The following is a 17640-nucleotide window of genomic DNA, read 5'->3' on the forward strand; positions in this document are numbered from 1 at the left end:
TTATTTTAATCTTGATGAATTACGCGGAATAACAGAAAAATGATGCTCCGCTCCCTGTTAATACTGATTTCCGGAACAAATCGGTAAATGGGTAAAGCCGGGCTTACTGGCCATATAAAGAGGTGCACAGGTGGGCTGGCGGGCTGGTGTTTCGACCGGCTCATCGCTTTCAATAACGCGTTGTGGCTCTTGCTTTTTCGCTGTTGTCGCCTTTTTGATTCGTGTTTTATGGGAGGGGGTGGAAGGTTTAACCCGCTCGCGAGTTACAGAATCACCATATCCAGCGCAAAATCGCTTTGATTGACTCAGGCTTCCGTCATTACAGACAAACCGGCCATCGGATGTACAATGCGCTATCCCGCCTTTTGAACCGGAGCAGGGCTTTCTTCCACGAGCAGCGTCAGCCTGAGTGGTCAACAAAATGCCTGAAAGCAAGAGAAGAATTAATTTTTTCATTTCCATATCCGTGTTGTATTTCGTTATTTGGGGTTCTGTTCCCTGTCAGTTATTAACTGATTCGCCAGAGAATACGCAATGATTAACTGACAGATAAATTATCACTTCTTCCGTTTTCAGCTTATTGGTGGCCGGTGTGCGCAGGACATGGCGGGTGTGGTTATTCCGGTTAACGTGGTCAGGATATCCATTACGCCGGAGAGTCGTGCAGTGCATACGCGATGTACGGCAGGTCAATATTACTGTTGCTGTACGCAACCACGACTTCTGTGGTGACCGCATAATGACGCACAAATACTGAGGCACCCATCGGTGTGGTGGCGTTCTGGTAGTTGTAATCCTGTGTGGTCACGGTGGCAATGTTGTGCCGGGTCCGTCCCCACGGACCGATTATGCCGCACTATCGAACAGACCCGATAGCTCACTGTTCGGAAGAAGCGCATCAAACCGATAGAGTAAAAAGTTTAGTCAATAACACTTAGATAACGCGTTTTAATACCTAATTCCCTAGCCAATCTTTCAGCATATCTGCTTAAGAAATAATTTCTTGATTTTTTTCACGCAAGGACAAATATATCCACGAAAAAATAGATTTGCAATATCCCACTAGTTTACGAACATAAAAATCATGTAGAGTACGAATCTAACAATGCGAATTGCTCAGCGTTTATTTTCATTCAAATCACTTCCCTTTATTATTATTCTTGATAACGAAATAAACTCACCCATTTCATTTTCCTCGATGTCATATATTTTAGTTCTGATCTTAAAATCAGCATCAACATTAACGGCACCATCATTTATAAATGGTGAAATATCTCTATCCAATAGAGCCCAGGTAAATTCAACATTTTTCCTTCAGGGATATAAACCATTCTTTTCTTTAAATCCCAACTGACAAGATTTGGCTTTAGTGGCATGTTTTTTTATTGTCGCGGTCAGTTAACTTGACACTAGGCCCTGTCTTTTCAATATACCCCAAAGATATATAGAAACCTTTAGAATAAATATTTCGAAGGCTCACAACGACAGGTATTTCACTCTGACGATTGTAGATACACTCTCTCTGACCGTTACAACTAACACTAATGGTAAAAAAATCATTCTCTGCTATTTTAGGTCTCTCTGCTATAGAGATAGCTGTATATAATAAAGTACATAAACTTAATAGTAGACTATATTGCATATAGTTCTCCCCTTTAAACCTCATTCATTAAAATATCATTTGCTTCAATAGCCATAAGCCATCCATGTGTTTTGGGATAATAGTATTCCCATATGCAGCCATAATCATTGAAACAGGACCACTAGGATCTTTTCACTAGGATCTTTACACTAGCTCAATCGTGAACGGTTTGTCCGGGTCAAGATCGTCACGGGTCAGTACCAGGCGCCCGCGGTTGTCCTGCTGATCGGGGCGGTTAAACAGCCCCACCACAGCCACGAACTGCGCCTCTTCATCCATGGGCATATTGAGCGTCACGCTACCACTGGGCATCACCAGCAGCTCCTTTGACGCCAGTACGTCGTCCTTAAGTACCGTATCGGCCCTGCGCAGCAACGTCTGGTAATCAGCGGCATCAACCGCTTTACGATCCCTGAGCTGATAAACCCGCACCATCGTTGCCAGCGGGATCTGTGCTCCATCGGTGTTAATGGCCGTGCGCGGGGTAAAATCCAGATGCAGCGTTTTAATTTTTTTGTAGAAGATGGATTTCGTGATGCTGACCGTACCGTCCGTGACGGTCTGCGTCAGGCCGCAGGCAATAAGCGTCAGTTCCCGCCAGGATAGAGATGTGATGTGAGTATTATGAAGTTACTAATGATATTAACCATGATTAACCTGAAAAGAGGCGTAAGACGACACAATAATATTTTGGCCGCTGATATCATCGTTATTAAAATATTTCATTAATGGTTCAGTAATAAGATGTCCACGAAAAATATCCTGTTCAAATGAGCAACCAAATAAAAACATAATGAGAGCTAAATATAATCGATGATAAAGCCGCTTAACTTTATATGTTTCACAAGCCTCATCCAAAACAGCAATTAAATCATTAACAGCGTTATAACCTGCAAAATCATATCGCTGCGGATATACACCCCTTAATAATTCGTGCAACCCTGCATTACTGGAACTTATTTTAACGGTAAAATCTTCAGCACTAAAACCTTTAAATATTTCAAAGCTTTTCTTAAAAAAGCATCCGTCTTCACCATAAACTTTCGCAATATAATCATTCAGTAATGTATAAAGGCTTAAACTCCTTTCTATTTGTGGAAGATCTTTTTGATATTTAATTTTTAATGATTGAAAAAGCGGTTCCCTCCCGAAATCAGAACCAAGTATAATCATCATATCAATATAAAGGCGAACCGGTCCTCGTTGGGTATAACCGGCTTTCTTTGCAAAAACAATGCTCTGTTGAATACAGGAACGAAAATCATCCTTCTTTTGCAAGGGAATTAACAGTGGGAACATAATCTCGCAATGTTCGATAATTTCACTGATGTAATTTTCAGCAGATACCTTTTTTAGCATATTAACCTGATTATCACTGAACTCCATCAATATTAAACTCCTGCAATATGAAATATAACAAATAAAATTATTTAACAGGCTTACCTGCAATGTAATCTCTATAAGAGTATCCAGCCGGAGATGTCGAATGCCAGTAACCAGCTTTATGAACCAGACTACCATTGGCCATAAACACAAACCCATTATTATATGGTGTTCTTAACAACTCTACTTCATACGTTTGATTTGCATAAGTAAAAAATATCAAAAAATAATCTTCTGTTGGTTTCAATGTTTGATTATTAAACTCCGTCCTTAAATACTCGTAAGATAGATTATCTTTCATTAAATCGAAAAAAACAATTGCATCTATGCCATTTAGAGATGATAAAGCAGGTACAATATTTATCGATTCCTTTATAGAATCCTGTAGCCTACGCGTTATTCCAAAATCATCCAAAACATCTATTGGGATATAGTTTTCATTAAGCACATAAAAATCATCAATTTTAATATATTGTGATGTTTCAAGCCATTCTCTCGCATCAAACCACTTGCGTTTATTAGGCCACTCAGGACTACTCTCACCATCCGCACTAACTAAAACTGCCATTTGATAATAATCTCTATGCATATACACTCCTCCCACGGCTATCAAAATAATCATTATAAATAATGCACCATAAACGTTTCGAAATCGCATTATTTTTTCCACTCTAAAGGTTGATATAGTTGCAGTCCTTTTTTCAATCCAGATGGAGTATCACCTGTTGTAGGAAAACGCCACGCTCCATTAGGAGCAATAGGGCCACCATCTTTCTCATTTTTGCTTCGCTCTTTAATATCTGTATTTCTTCTTTTTATTTCATCGTAGTTCTCCGGACGTTCAGGTTGTTTAGCCTTTTTATTACCTCTGGCTATTTCTTTATAATACTCATCCATTTCTGTTTCATATTGTTGGATAACTTTATCATAGTTTTCTGCATTCTTTATTTCCGTTCCTGTACCATAAACACCAACATAACTTGAGCGCATCTCAAAAGCGCTTACTGTTACATCCCACGAATCAGCCATTTTCTGTGCCGGACTTTGCTTTTGCCCAGCATCTTTCACGGCCATATCATCACCATCCACCGAGATCCCGGCACGACAGGCATAAGTTGTTATTTCTGCATCATAGTCAAAAACAGACTCATAGATATTGTTAATATCATCTATGGAAAACTCACCCGCATCTTTATTATCCCCGGCATAATGAAAAGAAGCAATATTAATGATACCATGACAGAAAAACACCATTTTCTTTATGAGCCTTTTTTTGGTTTTACGCTGCCTGAGAAATGAAACCAATTCATCTTTATTTTTTACATAAACAACTCGGGAGTTTTGCTTTTCAGAATATTCATTTATTTTGCCAATATCATACTCACTATACCCCTGCTGAAACACGACCATAATACGCTGTACAGAATAACCATTCTTACTGGGTTGCGGAAAATCCCGCAACTGGCGCAACCCACAATTAATAAACCGATACTGATTGCCTTTGCTCTCTTCTGTTAGGCCAAATCCACCCTGCCAGCGCCAGTCCATTGGTGCCGTTCTGGCTCCCACCACAGTGATGTAATCATATCCACTGCAATAAGGAGTTTCTTTTTCAGGATATTTAGGTGCCGTTACCAAGGATATCTTTCTCTCTTCTATCTCCTTTAATGAACCAAAGCTGCCCCCACGTTTCCGATATCCCTCAGCTAATTTTCCAACAAGCGCAAAGAGTTTTTTAGGCTGTGATGTCTTAATTCGTTCTGTTTTACCTTCCGCATCCGTCATGCCCTGTCTGTTGTATTTTTCTTCCTCAAAATGAACAGACCAAGGAATACCCCTGAGGGACACCGACGCTCCATCAACAGGGACAAGTTTTATCCGGTGACTAAATTCCTGGTTACATCTGGTAGCAGGTTCACCTGCCTCACCGGTGCAATTCGACATGGTTGTGGGGTCCAAAGATGCTATTTCAGCCATTATAATACTTCCCTGCCCAGCTCATTATTTCCAATAATACAATGCTCTAACACTCCGGCACTGCACTGATAACAGTTAATTTCGCCCTCACTGAGAAAAAACCATCGCAGAGAATATTTCATCAACCATGCAAACTGCTCCGGCGACAAAAGCTCATGGAGTATTTTCAAAACCCGGCTATCGTAGAAACGAAACACCCCTTTATCTTTCGAAGGCAGTGAAACCATCAGGCCAGATTCCAGATGCCGGGCCAGTTTTTCAAAAGGTTGCTCACTGATAATCCATGATACCGCAGGGTATTTTTCTTCCAACTGGCTGATTTTCACTAAATACTCTCTTGATAGTTTTGACACATCCAGCAACCATGGCCCCGCAAATGCAAGCGCCTTATCTTCCGGTAAACTGAAAAGAGAGCGAATACCCTTATCTTCCTTAAGCGGCTCATCAAAGAAACGATCAAACTGAATACCATCCACCAGGGAGAATAAATTCAGAAGTTCATATTTTTCTCTGAGTAGTGCAAATTCCCGTAATGCGTAATGCTGTTCTGTCATATTAATTCCCCCTCAATACAACAGGCGTCCCGTTCATTGCTGCATCCATCAGACAGCTCAGGCATAATCCTTTTTCCCTGAATGGTAGTGACATACTCGCCGCCCCTGCCGCCATCGTCCTTTTCACCTTCCGTATATACGTCGCCGTCGTACCATACTCGACCTTCCCGGCCTCAAGTCGCAGGTAGCTCCCGCCACCAATCAGCGTGATACGTTTCTTCCCGGCAAACAAGATGTCACTCGCCGAACTTAGCGTCAGCTTCTTCTCCGCAAACAGCCGCAGGCTGGCATTCTGCGCCTGCACCTCCACTGGCCCTTCGCCGGATTTCAGGCTCAGTTGACCGGTCCGGGCAAAGAGCCCCAGCTTCTCCCCGGCCAGCGCCGTCATATTGCCCCTGACACCCGTGCTGATATCCCCGCCTGCGTTAATGGCGACATTTTTCGTGGCCGTCATCTGCAGGAGCTCCCCGCTGGTCAGCGCCATCCCTTCCGGAGCGGACATCAGCAGCGCCTCATTGAGCGGTTTCAGCCGCTGCTCAAACATCGCTATCTGACTGTCAACATCCGCCTTCAGCGCCAGAACCTGCTCTGCCGCCATTTGCAGCTGCTGCAGTTGCTGGTTAAGCCGGTCGATTTCCTTCAGCGCGGCATTCCTGTCCAGCGCTTCCCCCTGCGCCTTAGGCTGTGTATCCGCACTGACAAACAGCCCCTTACCGGCACGGATTGTGCCCCACTCATCGGTGCGCAGCTCGATTCCCTGGCCGCGGCGTTGCCCCTGCGCGTCCACCAGATGGCCCGTGTTCAGTTGCGTCTTTCCGTACTCCGTGGCGAGTTTGATGTGTTCCTCACCCCGTTTGTCTTCCATCCGCAGCTTGTTGTTCGCCGGGGTGCGCAGCACGTTGCGGGTGTGATTGTCCCGGTTCACCAGGTCGGGATGTTCGGAGTCGTGCAGCGCATAGGCGATGTACGGCAGGTCAATATCGCCATTGCTGTACGCTATCGCCACCTCGGTTCCATCGATGAGCGGCGTATGCCAGCCGAGTGTTTCACCGGCATACGGCTTCGCCATCCGCAGCCACAGGTAGCCGTAACCCGGCTCCGTCCCCTCCCGGTCGAAGTCCAGCTTCACCCGGTAGCGCCCCTGCTCGTCCAGGTGTGCGTAGGTATCATTTTTTTCGCGACTTTCGATCCGGGCCGGGAGCGTACCCGGGATGACCGGGCGAGGGATCTCTACCGGACGGAAGCAGTAACGTTCGGTATAAGGCTGGCCCCAGACTGACACATGCAGACGGGAATCACGGGCCCCCCGGTAGGTCACCAGGGTGAGGACGACGCCTTCTTTCAGGGCCGCAATGACATCGCCCAGCGGCTCCAGCACCTGTCCGGGTGTGAGATGAGCAGCGTTGCTGAACAGATGAATACGGGCTGATTTATTCAGCTCCCGCTCGTGATGGATGTGCGCATAGAACGCCCCGGATTCGGTTTCCGGCTCCGGGCTGGCGTCATCACCCGCGTCACGATAAGGTGCGGCGTAGCGGTAATGCTCCCCGGTGGTGACCGCATCATGACGCACGCTGACTGTGGCATCCATCGGCGTGGCGGCGGTCCGGTAGTTGTAATCCCGCGTGGCAACGGTGCCGGTGGCAATGTTGTGCCAGGTCCGCACATCCCAGACCGATTCTGCCGCGCCGTCAAACAGGCCCGATGGTTCGCTGTAGGGCAACTGTACATCAAAGTGGTAGTTAAGCTGGCTGTCGGCCAGTATATAGGTATCCAGACCGCGCACATCATCCATCTCCGTGCGCCAGTAAATCCCCACCTCAGACAGAATGCGCCGGATAAACTCAAGGTCCGTTTCCCGCCACTGGGTGATAATTTCCCGCGCCGGGTAGCTGCGCTCCAGGCAGAAGTCAAAATCAGGTCCTTCCAGGCCATGTTTGCGTAGCACCTGCTCAACCACCTCAGGAACGGACTGGTTCTGATATACCGCGCACTGTCGGGTGTATCCCAGGAGCGCCAGGCGCGAACTGAGCGTAAGCCGGTAGTGAGACTGGTCCTGAGAGGTGGACAACCATTCCAGGCGGGTCACCATGCCGTGAACACTTTTACCGCTCCGCATCCGGAAAGAGGCATATTTCATCAGCACCTCTTCCGGGGGGATGTTCGCCTGAAGCGTGGTGAACTCGATGTCCCAGCTGAACGGCTCGCTCAGGGCTTCCCGGCCGCGAAAGCGCAAAACATCCGGCTTCACCGAACTGTCATTGATATCCAGAAAGTAACGGGTCTGCCCGTCAAAAAGCGCCAGCCAGTTATCCATTACGTCACTCCTTTATCGGTACAAGACTAAGCCAGCCATCACCCAGTTCAATCGTACGGGGTTTGTCCGGGTCAAGATCGTCACGGGTCAGTACCAGGCGCCAGCGGTTGTCCTTCTGATCCGGTCGGTTAAACAGCCCCACCGCCACCACGAACTGCGCCTCTTCATCCATAGGCATATTGAGCGTCACGCTGCCACTGGGCATCACCAGCAGCTCCTTTGATGCCAGCACGTCGTCCTTAAGTACCGTATCGGCCCTGCGCAGCACCGTCTGGTAATCAGCGGCATCAACCGCTTTACGATCCCTGAGCTGATAAACCCGCACCATGGTCGCCAGCGGCGTCTGTGCACCATCGGCGTTGATGGCGGTGCGCGGGGTAAAATCCAGATGCAGCGTTTTAATTTTTTTGTAGAAGATGGATTTCGTGATGCTGACCGTACCGTCCGTGACGGTCTGCGTCAGACCGCAGCCTGTGAGCAGACCGCAGGCAATAAGCGTCAGCGCCCACCAGCGGGTTATTGTTGCCATTCAAAAGCTCCTTTTACCCCCTCCCTACTTCTGATTGCTGATGCGTTGGCTGCACACACTCGCCCCGGTCACATAGTTATCTATGCTCCCGGAGACTCATGCGTTTGCCGCCTTCCTGCAATCAGAAGTATTGTGGGGAGAATGAATGATTGATTGATGATTAGTCGAAGCGGTAATGCCCGTCTTCAGCGGGAGATAAAACCGAGCATTGTAGCCCTTCATAACAGCCCAGGCTGACGGTCAGACTCTCCCGGCTATTGCTGAGCTTGCCCGCTTTCAAACCCAGCAAACCGGTACGGCCCAGCTGGATACGCCTGCCTGTGCTAAGGCGGGGCTCAGGCAGCAACCGCACGGGTACGGTGAGGCGCAGTCGGGCGTCACTGCGGTAGCCAAGATAGACACGCAACAGGACCAGCAAATCGGTATGGAGGGCACCACCGGGTAACCAGCCTTCCGCCTCGTCAGGATCCGCTGTCTCCAGCGTCACCAGTACCCGGCAGCATGCTTCCTTTGCCGTTTTGCCCAGCGTGGCACGTTGCGAAAGCCGGATGCGGTTTCCGGTCCCCAGCCCACTGCGGTTACCGATATGGACCTTAACCGGATCGGGTTCGGTGATAATTGCCCGGGTATTCGGTGCCAGCAGGCTCACCAGGGCCCGAATGCCTTCGGCGTTACGGGTGGGTAATCGCATAGTGCCCAGCAGGGCCAGGAAACGGGAAACCGGCGTGGCCACCTGTTCCGCCGTGCCCGGGATACCAAGTCCCACCAGCCCCAGCAAACACTGAGAGGTGGCATCACGGCCCCCGGCCTCGAAAGTGGCCGGCCAGGCGTATTTTCGCCAGATCCGGTAATACTGCGTGGTGATCCGGTGGCTGAATATATCCAAAAACGAGGTGGCCGCCTCGTAACCTTCGCGGCGCTGCGCAATATCATCCAGCCAGGACGTCGGCAGAGGAGAGTCCACGCCATACACCCCGAGAAATGTCGTGCGGACCGTTCACGAAATGATTTCCAGCGGATATATTCCGCGCGATCGAAGTAGTTGCCGATATCCTTAATAGCAGCCACCTCTTCCATGGTCTCTTTGAGAAAGAAGGCCGGGCCGACGGCGCCGATAAACGGCATATGGGCGGCCGCAGAGACGCGGGAGATATTGCGCAGCAGCGCCACATCCTGCGGGCTGGCGTCGAACTCATAGGCCGAGATCACCGAGCCGATCGGCTCGCCGCCGGGAGTGTCATACTCCGCGGTATAGGTGTGCCAGTAGAGTCCGCTCTGGATAAGCTCCGGCGCGTCCTCAAAGTCCTGGCGCAGATCGTCTTTGGCGACGTCAAGGATCTCCGTCTTGACGTTCTGCCGATAGTCGGTGTTGTCCACCAGCTGTTTGAGGCCGCGCCACAGGGATTCGACCTGCTGAAACTCCTGATGGTGCATCACCGCGTCCAGCTGACGGCTTATCTGGAAATCCAGTTCGGCGATATGGTGGTCAATCAGCGTTTTGTCGAGCTTTTCCACCCGCTGACCGGACTGACGGATGCGCTCCATAAACACCTGCATCGCCGCGGTGAGACGTTCCGCCGCTGACGCCTCGGAGAGCGCGGCATCGTCCAGAAAGTCGTTGATATCCCCGAGGCAAGACGCCGGGGCGAGATTAATTTTTTCAAACAGCGAGGCGTAAACGCCCTCGCCCGCCCTATTTTCCTGCAACGTGGTTTGCCCCTGAACAGGGGCGTTTTCTGTGGTAACAGACATTAGCATTTTCCCGGTTAATCCATTAACAGACTTGCCCCGCCGTTATTTCGGGGCAAGCGCACTCATTTCGTCGCGTAATTCCTGGGACTGCGCCGGATCTTTCAGGATTGCCTCAAGCTCTTTTCTGAAAGTGGCGTTATCAAGCAGATTGGATTTGAGATCGCGTAATAAATTACGCATCGCCAGCATGGCGCGGAGTTGCGGAATTTGCCGGGCAACCTGCTCCGGTTCAAAATCTTTGATGTCGGTAAAACGCAGTCTGACGTTCTCCTCTTCACCATTGCCGGCCAGCGTATTTGGCACCGAGAGGTTAACTTCCGGGCTAAATTCCGAAAGTACGCTGTTAAAGTTATTTTTATTGACGTTTATTTTTTCTCTTTCCGATAAAGGCCGGTTTTCCTTACCATGACTAAAATCGCCAATGGTAAGCAGCTTCAGCGGCAGTTCGACCTTCTTCTGCGCGCCGCCGGTATGAAGAGATAATTTGAGATTAATGCGCGCCCTGGGGATTTCATTCTGGAACGTATCAGCCACTTTTATCTTTTCCTTAGTTAATTATCATACGCATTTTCGCCTTATACTTAATTAGGGGCAATGATAAAACAACGCTGAACAAAACAGCAAGCCACCAGCTATTAGTAAAACTACAATACAAATACAGCAACAATTCATATCAATAATGAATGATAATTACATCAATCATTAAAGATAAAAATCGCATAACATTAAAAAATCCCACGCCATAAAACTATCATTTAATGATTTAATTAATCAGCACAAATTTGCTTTAAATCAAGATTGATATATTAAGAGCGTCAATATTAATAAATTTATTGATATTGCGGCATGAAGAATTATAACAAAAGATGTATTGACGCATTTACACTAATACTCAGCAAAAAAATGACTTACTTTCACATTTCTACAGCTACCTTCATGATGTAACGGTGTGACGGTATCATCTGTTACCGATGATGTAGACACATGTCTCACAATTCCGCGTACAATGCCCCTTGGCTTAAACAGTCACAAGCCACTACCCCAGTGCAACCTTCTCTAGACGATACAGGAGCCAGGCGTTGATATGAAACAGATCACCCTCAGCGATATGCAGCAGCAGAGCGAAGCGGCAGCCAGTGCACCGCGCTTGCGTGCCCATCGCAATTTTCATCCCGAACTAAGCGACCCGGTACAGCGCCTCGCCATTGCGATGGAACCCGGCACCTATATCCGTCCGCACCGGCACAGACATACCTTCGAACTTTTGCTGCCCCTGAAAGGCCGCTTTGTGGTACTGAATTTTGATGACAATGGCGTAGTCACCCGCCGGGTGGTGCTGGGTGAAACCTGCACGGCGCTGGAAATGGAAGCCGGTACCTGGCATACGGTGCTCTCGCTCGACCCGGGCGGGATGGTTTTTGAAGTTAAGCAAGGTGCTTATCAGCCGCTTGCCGAAGTTGACACCATGGCCTGGGCGCCTGCCGAAGGCCAACCGGGCACCGCAGAGATGATGGCATGGTATGCCATCGCGCAGCCGGGTGACCGTTTTCTGTCGACGCCACAATAACAACAGCTACACCAAACAGACGCGACTGGCGTCTGTTTGCCCCCCTGCCGACCACGAAGGTCGCCAATTGACTGTCCCTTTCTTCGTACTCCGCTCGTGCTCGCCTTCAACATTCCTGCAAAAAGATTCCTGCCAGAAAGAAATGCTTATATTGAGCAAACTATTTTTCTCTACGAATAAGAGATGATAAGATAACGGGATAAAGTAAATACGCGGCAGCAAAACAATAAAAACAGCCAATTTATCGACATATTATTCTCAATGTGAATGGGTTTTGTTAATCAGGTAAAGGAAGTCAGCGGGAAGAATAAATCCTTGTCATCGGTGTTTTTTGCTCACCATGGCGATTTATTTTTTCATCGACGTACAATTCTTATGAATATTACAGAACGGAATATCTGGAAGCTAAATAATTTACCGCCAATGGAGTATTGCTCTCTGGCGCGGGCGCAAAAATTATTAAACTGCGAACTTGAAGACATTCTTCACTGGCATGATATTGGTGCGATCAATCTCTGTCTGAAGCTTAATCCGACGCGGGGAACATTAAAAATAGCCGTCCTTTCTCATCAGGAAAAAGACGTGACCACCGCGCTTAATCCGCTTACCTCTGCCGAGGAAGTGGAGACTTTCTGGTCACCCCACTCCCATATCCGCAGCATTCTGCGGCTTGATGGCGATATTCCGATGGTGGAAACATTACGCGGAAATACGGTGACGCAGTTTAACGTAAAAGTGTCCGCATCCGGACTCTGGCACCCACACAGTCGGAATTTAATGGCGCTACTGGAGGCGCCTGATGATATTCTTTACGAAAACAGACTCAGCATGATGCTGCCCGACAAACCGTTTGTCTATTGTCATTTCATTCCGGATGAAGACGAATACACTGCTATATCATTGAACCGCATCTATATCACCAGCCAGGCCATTGAGAAAATATACGCTCACAGTATTAGCGCCCGGCCTATGGACGTGACAAAAAATTCGCTGCTGGAACAAACCAGTTACATCCATCAGGAATTAACCGTCCTGCCGCAAAATGAGGTATTGCTGGAATTTATCCATTACCTTATTCAGTCCCATACCGTATTTAATGAGAAATTACAGAATATGGCCGAGCCAGACAAGACTCAGCTCTTTCATCACGTACTGGAAAGGCTCAAAGAAGAGGGCATGCTCCGGGAGAATACCCTGCCCGATGAGGCCGATATCCTCAGCGAAGCCGATCGTTAGTCCAGGATCGTCGGCAAGTGACGCAGGTCCTCATACAGGGCCTGGCCGTTTTCCTGCTCAAGCGTTACCGCGATCTCCCGCGCCAGCGCAATGAATTCGCGCGCCGCAGCGCTCTGCCATGCGCCCTGGCGCTGCAGCAAACAGGCCGTGCGCTGCAGCAGCGCGGGCTTAAGCTCAATGGCCACGAGGTCATCATACTGTCCGGCGATCGCCGCTGGCAGCAGCGTCGCAAGCGGCGTGCCGCGAATAACCGTTAGTACGGCGCCGATGGAGTTGGCCTCCATCCGCACGTCAGGTTCGAGCCGATGGCGGCGACAATAGCGGTTGATTTGCTCCCGGGTGGCAAACTCGCTGCTCAGTAAAATCAGCGGCTGTGCGTCAAGAGCCTGCAGCTGCAGGTGGCTTTCATGAGCCAGCGGATGCGCACGGTTCACCACCAGCGCGAGGGTTTCCGTCAGCAGCGGCTGAACCACAATATCCCGCGAGAGGCTCTCGCCAAAGGCAATTCCCACATCCAGTTCATCCTCCAGGAGCATCGTTTCCATCCGTTCCTGGTTCATCTCCTGGATAAGCAATTTCACTCCGGGGTAGCGTCGATAGTACGCCTCCACCAGCGGCCCCAGCATGTAAGTGGTAAAGGTCGGCGTCATGGCGATGCGGAGTTTACCACGCTGCAGATCTTCTGCGTCGTGCAGGGCGCGCCGCCCCTCCTCAAGATCGCGTAACACGCGGCGGGCATACTCCAGCCAGATCTCTCCGGCATCGGTCAGGCGGGTATAACGACCAGAGCGGTCAAAGAGCTGAACCTCCAGCATCGCTTCCAGCTGGCGGATCTGCTGTGACAGCGCAGGCTGGGAGACATGGAGCGCCGCGGCGGCGCGGGTAAATCCACGATGTTCTGCCACGGCGATAAAGTAGGAAAGATGGCGCAGGAGCATCCGCTTACCTATAAGCAATTCAAATAGGGTTCATCATAAATAAGTCTTTTAACTTATGAAACAAGATACGTACCCTCTGACTATCATCCTCTGCGTTTTTCACCATCAACATCATCTTATGCAGGAGTGACTATGTCCGCTGACGATCGCTATCTCCAGCGCGCATTAGCGCTGGCAAAACAAAATATTGCTGACGGTGGCCGCCCCTTCGGCGCCGTTCTGGTGCGGCATGATGAGATTGTCGCCGAAGCCGTCAATACCTTTCATCTGAACGGTGACCCAACGGCGCATGCCGAACTGAACGCCGTTCGCAATCTTGCCGCCAGACTGGGAAGCGAGGTGCTGCGCGAATGCGTTATCTATGCCAGCGGGCAACCTTGTCCTATGTGCCTGAGCGCACTCTATTTAACCGGCGTGCGGGAAGTATTTTTCGCCAACAGTAATCAGGATGGCGAACCCTTTCAGCTCTCAACCACCGCGATTTATCAGCAGCTGCAGCAGCCGCTGTCCCGGCAGACGCTGCCAATCCACCACTGCCCGCAGCCGGAGGGGCCGGCACTTTATCAGCGCTGGGCGGAACAGCAACCATGACGCCCATGCTGCGACAGAATCTGACGCTGTGTGTCCTGGTACTCATTGGGATAAACATGCGTCCGCTGCTCACCTCGATAGGTCCCTTGCTGCCGGATATCCGCGCCGCCAGCGGGATGAGCTATACCCTGGTCGCGCTCCTCACCGCCCTGCCGGTCATCGCGATGGGCGTGCTGGCGCTGGCCGGCGGCTGGGTCGATCGCACTGTTGGTCAAAACCGCAGCATTGCGCTGAGCCTGCTGATTATCGCGGCGGGTGCCCTGCTGCGGGAAAGCGCCCCACATAGCGGTTTGCTGCTCAGCAGCGCCCTTGCGGGGGGAATTGGCATCGGCATTATCCAGGCCGCCATCCCGGCGGTGATAAAGCGTCTGTTCGCCCGGCGTACGCCGCTGGTGATGGGACTATGGTCGGCGGCGCTGATGGGCGGCGGCGGGTTAGGCGCTGCGTTCACGCCATGGCTGGCGTCACGCAGTACGGTCTGGCACCAGGCGCTGGCCTGGTGGGCGCTCCCTGCCCTGCTGGCCCTGCTCGGCTGGCTGGCGATTTGCCGGCAATTGCCTCGCGCACCGCATCAGACCAGCGCTTCCCCCCGGGTCGCGATTATTGGCCAGCGCCGCGCCTGGACGCTGGGACTCTATTTCGGACTGATCAATGCCGGTTACGCCAGTCTGATCGCCTGGCTGCCGCCCTACTATATCCAGCTTGGCGATAGCGCCCAGTACAGCGGCTCACTGCTGGCGCTGCTGACCGTCGGGCAAACCGCGGGGGCGCTGCTGCTCCCGGCGCTGGCTCGCCAGGATGACCGACGCCAGCTTCTGCTGTTCGCGCTGACGCTACAGCTCATTGGCTTCTGCGGCTTCATCTGGCTGCCGCAGCACGTCCCCGCGCTGTGGGCCATCGCCTGCGGAGTGGGTCTGGGTGGCGCCTTTCCCCTGTGCCTGGTGCTGGCGCTGGATCACGCCGGACAACCGGCGGTAGCCGGCCGGCTGGTGGCGTTTATGCAGGGTATCGGATTTATCATCGCAGGCCTCTCCCCCTGGCTTTCCGGTCTGTTGCGCAGCCTGAGCGGGAACTACACGCTTGACTGGTCCTGGCATGCGCTCTGCGTCCTGCTACTCATGGCGCTCACACTGCGCTTTATACCAGCTCACTACCCGGCCGAGTGGCGGCCGCGCGCCTCTGACCAGCATTAAATCGGCGGCGGCGCGTAGCAAAGAAATTGCGTGCGCCCTCGCTGGCCGTCCTCCATTTTGCCCATCGCCAAAATCCGTTTTAACAGCGTCGCTGGCGTGAAATTTATTACCGGGTGAAATTAATGTGTCGCCGAATCACGACACTCCTAAGTAACTAAAAATTAATAAAAAAATGCCACTTGTTTCCCTCATTTTTTAGGCGTACATTAGCGCCATCTGGAGCACAAAGCGCACAGAATTGCGAGCTGCCGCAACGTGATTTTTCACCTGCGACAGCCCAGGAATAACAGAACAATTAATTCATTTGAACGTCGCACAAGCGCGTGGAGTGATGAATCGTGAAATACTTCTTTATGGGCCTCTCTTTTATGGTCATCGTTTGGGCCGGTACTTTTGCCCTGATGATCTAGACTGCAGCGGTGTCAAAAAAAACGGGAGCCCACTGGCTCCCGTTTTTGTTATGGCGTATTCGCCGAAGCGCTAGCTCGCGGCGGGCAGCAAGCCATCGGCGCGGAACATCGCCTTGATGCCGCGGATCGCCTGGCGCGTACGGTCCCGGTTTTCGATCAGCGCGAAGCGGACGTGAGTATCGCCATAGTCGCCAAAGCCTATCCCCGGCGAGACGCAGACCTTCGCTTCATTAAGCAACTTTTTCGCAAACTCCAGCGAGCCCATGGCAGCGTAAGGTTCCGGTATTTTTGCCCAGACGTACATGGACGCTTTCGGACATTCCACCATCCAGCCGGCTTCGTGGAGCCCTTTCACCAGCACATCGCGACGGCGCTTATATTGTTCGGCAATTTCACGCACGCACTGCTGATCGCCCTCAAGGGCAGCGATCGCCGCCACCTGCAGCGGCGTAAACGTGCCATAGTCGTGATAGCTTTTGATGCGAGCGAGGGCATTCACCAGGGTCTTATTGCCGACCATAAAGCCAATGCGCCAGCCGGCCATGTTATAGCTTTTCGACAGGGTAAAGAACTCGACGGCGACATCGCGCGCGCCGGGCACCTGCATGATGGAGGGCGCTTTCCATCCGTCATACACGATATCGGCATAGGCCAGATCGTGGACGACCAGGATGTCATACTGCTTCGCCAGGGCGACGACCTTTTCAAAGAAGTCCAGCTCCACACACTGCGCCGTTGGATTCGAGGGAAAGCCAAGGATCATCATCTTCGGCTTCGGGTAACTCTCGCGGATGGCGCGTTCCAGCTCGTTAAAGAAATCCACCCCTTCCACCAGCGGCACCGAGCGCACCTGCGCCCCGGCAATCACCGCGCCATAGATGTGAATCGGGTAGCTGGGGTTTGGCACCAGCACCGTGTCGCCATGATCCAGGGTCGCCAGCATCAGGTGCGCCAGCCCCTCTTTCGAACCAATGGTGACGATCGCTTCCGATTCCGGATCGATGTCAACGTTATAGCGTTCTTCATACCAGTGTGAAATGGCGCGACGCAGGCGCGGGATCCCCCGCGAGGTAGAGTAACCATGGGTATCAGGCCGTTGGGCAACGGTGCAAAGTTTTTCCACGATATGCGGCGGCGTCGCGCCATCGGGATTGCCCATACTGAAATCAATAATATCCTCGCCGCGCCGGCGCGCAGCCATTTTCAGTTCAGCAGTAATATTAAAAACGTACGGGGGGAGACGATCGATACGCGTAAAACGGCGTTCAGGACTGGATTCAGCCATAGGTTCCTCTGATTAACGTTAGCGCCCGGACCGTCCGAGCGACGCTGCCGCTGTTGCGGCTCGTTTAGAAAATAACCTGAAAAAAAACATGTTGTCGAGAGGGCCGGTAAAAAATATTCCCTGGCATATAAAACGGGTATCGACGGCGCTAAATACGGCAGTTCATCGCCGGAATATTCCAGAGTTGTATAAGAGTGGTAACACATTGATATCTTTCTTAACACAGAATTTTATCGTTAAAAGCCAGGGCTGCCGCTCTCGCGGTG

General features: G+C 51.0%; 17 protein-coding genes and 3 pseudogenes. 6 read left to right on the plus strand and 14 right to left on the minus strand.

The annotated features are described in order from the left end of the window. Positions 1 to 57 precede the first annotated feature (57 nt). The 12 genes and pseudogenes from NKJ21_RS27855 to tssB form a co-directional block, all read right to left on the minus strand. Positions 58 to 456, minus strand: coding sequence for a hypothetical protein (locus NKJ21_RS27855; RefSeq protein WP_072057619.1), 399 nt, complete (start codon positions 454 to 456; stop codon positions 58 to 60). 660 nt (positions 457 to 1116) lie between these two features. Beyond that, the gene (locus NKJ21_RS16185) at positions 1117 to 1284 is read right to left on the minus strand and encodes a hypothetical protein (RefSeq protein ID WP_158512113.1); all 168 of its coding nucleotides are present in this window, start codon (positions 1282 to 1284) and stop codon (positions 1117 to 1119) included. A 502-nt stretch (positions 1285 to 1786) separates the two neighbouring features. Further along, on the minus strand, positions 1787 to 2257 hold the full coding sequence (gene tssJ / locus NKJ21_RS16190) for a type VI secretion system lipoprotein TssJ (protein WP_086631341.1): 471 nt from the start codon (positions 2255 to 2257) through the stop codon (positions 1787 to 1789). Between the two features lie 27 nt (positions 2258 to 2284). Next, positions 2285 to 3028 carry a hypothetical protein gene (locus NKJ21_RS16195; RefSeq protein ID WP_046882559.1) on the minus strand — a complete coding sequence of 248 codons (744 nt, stop codon included), beginning with the start codon at positions 3026 to 3028 and terminating at the stop codon, positions 2285 to 2287. A 40-nt stretch (positions 3029 to 3068) separates the two neighbouring features. Beyond that, entirely contained in the window at positions 3069 to 3614 is a 546-nt protein-coding gene (locus NKJ21_RS16200) for a hypothetical protein (protein ID WP_046882561.1), read from the minus strand. A 68-nt stretch (positions 3615 to 3682) separates the two neighbouring features. Then, positions 3683 to 5002, minus strand: a complete 1320-nt coding sequence (locus NKJ21_RS16205; RefSeq protein WP_254733003.1) for a hypothetical protein — start codon at positions 5000 to 5002, stop codon at positions 3683 to 3685. Next, positions 5002 to 5556, minus strand: a complete 555-nt coding sequence (locus tag NKJ21_RS16210) for a DUF4123 domain-containing protein (RefSeq protein ID WP_063267123.1) — start codon at positions 5554 to 5556, stop codon at positions 5002 to 5004. Before NKJ21_RS16210 ends, NKJ21_RS16205 begins: the two co-directional genes overlap by 1 nt. A 1-nt stretch (position 5557) precedes the next feature. Continuing rightward, on the minus strand, positions 5558 to 7873 hold the full coding sequence (locus tag NKJ21_RS16215) for a type VI secretion system Vgr family protein (RefSeq protein ID WP_239270708.1): 2316 nt from the start codon (positions 7871 to 7873) through the stop codon (positions 5558 to 5560). A 4-nt stretch (positions 7874 to 7877) separates the two neighbouring features. Beyond that, on the minus strand, positions 7878 to 8402 hold the full coding sequence (gene tssJ, locus NKJ21_RS16220) for a type VI secretion system lipoprotein TssJ (RefSeq protein WP_043876241.1): 525 nt from the start codon (positions 8400 to 8402) through the stop codon (positions 7878 to 7880). A 160-nt stretch (positions 8403 to 8562) separates the two neighbouring features. Then, a pseudogene (tssG, locus tag NKJ21_RS16225) lies at positions 8563 to 9399 on the minus strand (type VI secretion system baseplate subunit TssG); the annotation flags it as partial. Next, a pseudogene (locus NKJ21_RS16230) lies at positions 9342 to 10154 on the minus strand (type VI secretion system contractile sheath domain-containing protein); the annotation flags it as partial. The pseudogenes tssG and NKJ21_RS16230, both read right to left, overlap by 58 nt. A gap of 42 nt (positions 10155 to 10196) precedes the next feature. Further along, complete coding sequence (gene tssB, locus NKJ21_RS16235; protein WP_032755085.1) at positions 10197 to 10688, minus strand: type VI secretion system contractile sheath small subunit; 492 nt, start codon at positions 10686 to 10688, stop codon at positions 10197 to 10199. Between the two features lie 550 nt (positions 10689 to 11238). On the opposite strand from tssB, the gene NKJ21_RS16240 reads away from it, so the two are divergent. Both NKJ21_RS16240 and NKJ21_RS16245 read left to right on the plus strand, forming a co-directional pair. Next, positions 11239 to 11721, plus strand: a complete 483-nt coding sequence (locus NKJ21_RS16240; RefSeq protein WP_008803899.1) for a WbuC family cupin fold metalloprotein — start codon at positions 11239 to 11241, stop codon at positions 11719 to 11721. 375 nt (positions 11722 to 12096) lie between these two features. Then, a complete protein-coding gene (locus NKJ21_RS16245) occupies positions 12097 to 12957 on the plus strand; it encodes a hypothetical protein (RefSeq protein WP_110195347.1) in 861 nt (286 codons plus the stop codon). Here NKJ21_RS16245 and cynR read toward each other — a convergent pair. Continuing rightward, positions 12954 to 13895, minus strand: coding sequence for a transcriptional regulator CynR (cynR, locus tag NKJ21_RS16250; protein ID WP_110195337.1), 942 nt, complete (start codon positions 13893 to 13895; stop codon positions 12954 to 12956). The genes NKJ21_RS16245 and cynR overlap by 4 nt on opposite strands. A 132-nt stretch (positions 13896 to 14027) precedes the next feature. Between cynR and NKJ21_RS16255 the strand changes: the two genes are divergently transcribed. The 3 genes from NKJ21_RS16255 (at position 14028) to ypdK (ending at position 16089) form a co-directional block, all read left to right on the plus strand. Next, the gene (locus NKJ21_RS16255; RefSeq protein ID WP_042947286.1) at positions 14028 to 14486 is read left to right on the plus strand and encodes a nucleoside deaminase; all 459 of its coding nucleotides are present in this window, start codon (positions 14028 to 14030) and stop codon (positions 14484 to 14486) included. Beyond that, entirely contained in the window at positions 14483 to 15679 is a 1197-nt protein-coding gene (locus NKJ21_RS16260; protein WP_012540956.1) for a cyanate transporter, read from the plus strand. The genes NKJ21_RS16255 and NKJ21_RS16260 overlap by 4 nt, the downstream gene beginning before the upstream one ends. A gap of 338 nt (positions 15680 to 16017) precedes the next feature. Then, positions 16018 to 16089, plus strand: a complete 72-nt coding sequence (ypdK, locus tag NKJ21_RS16265) for a membrane protein YpdK (RefSeq protein ID WP_099119320.1) — start codon at positions 16018 to 16020, stop codon at positions 16087 to 16089. Positions 16090 to 16159: 70 nt separating this feature from the next. On the opposite strand, the gene alaC is transcribed toward ypdK, so the two are convergent. Beyond that, positions 16160 to 17374: an alanine transaminase gene (gene alaC, locus NKJ21_RS16270; RefSeq protein ID WP_254733005.1), complete on the minus strand. Its 1215-nt coding sequence runs from the start codon at positions 17372 to 17374 to the stop codon at positions 16160 to 16162. A gap of 88 nt (positions 17375 to 17462) precedes the next feature. On the opposite strand from alaC, the pseudogene NKJ21_RS16275 reads away from it, so the two are divergent. After that, a pseudogene (locus NKJ21_RS16275) lies at positions 17463 to 17636 on the plus strand (phytanoyl-CoA dioxygenase); the annotation flags it as partial. Positions 17637 to 17640 lie beyond the last annotated feature (4 nt).

Source organism: Klebsiella sp. SWET4 (assembly GCF_024296565.1).
GTDB lineage: Bacteria > Pseudomonadota > Gammaproteobacteria > Enterobacterales > Enterobacteriaceae > Klebsiella > Klebsiella variicola.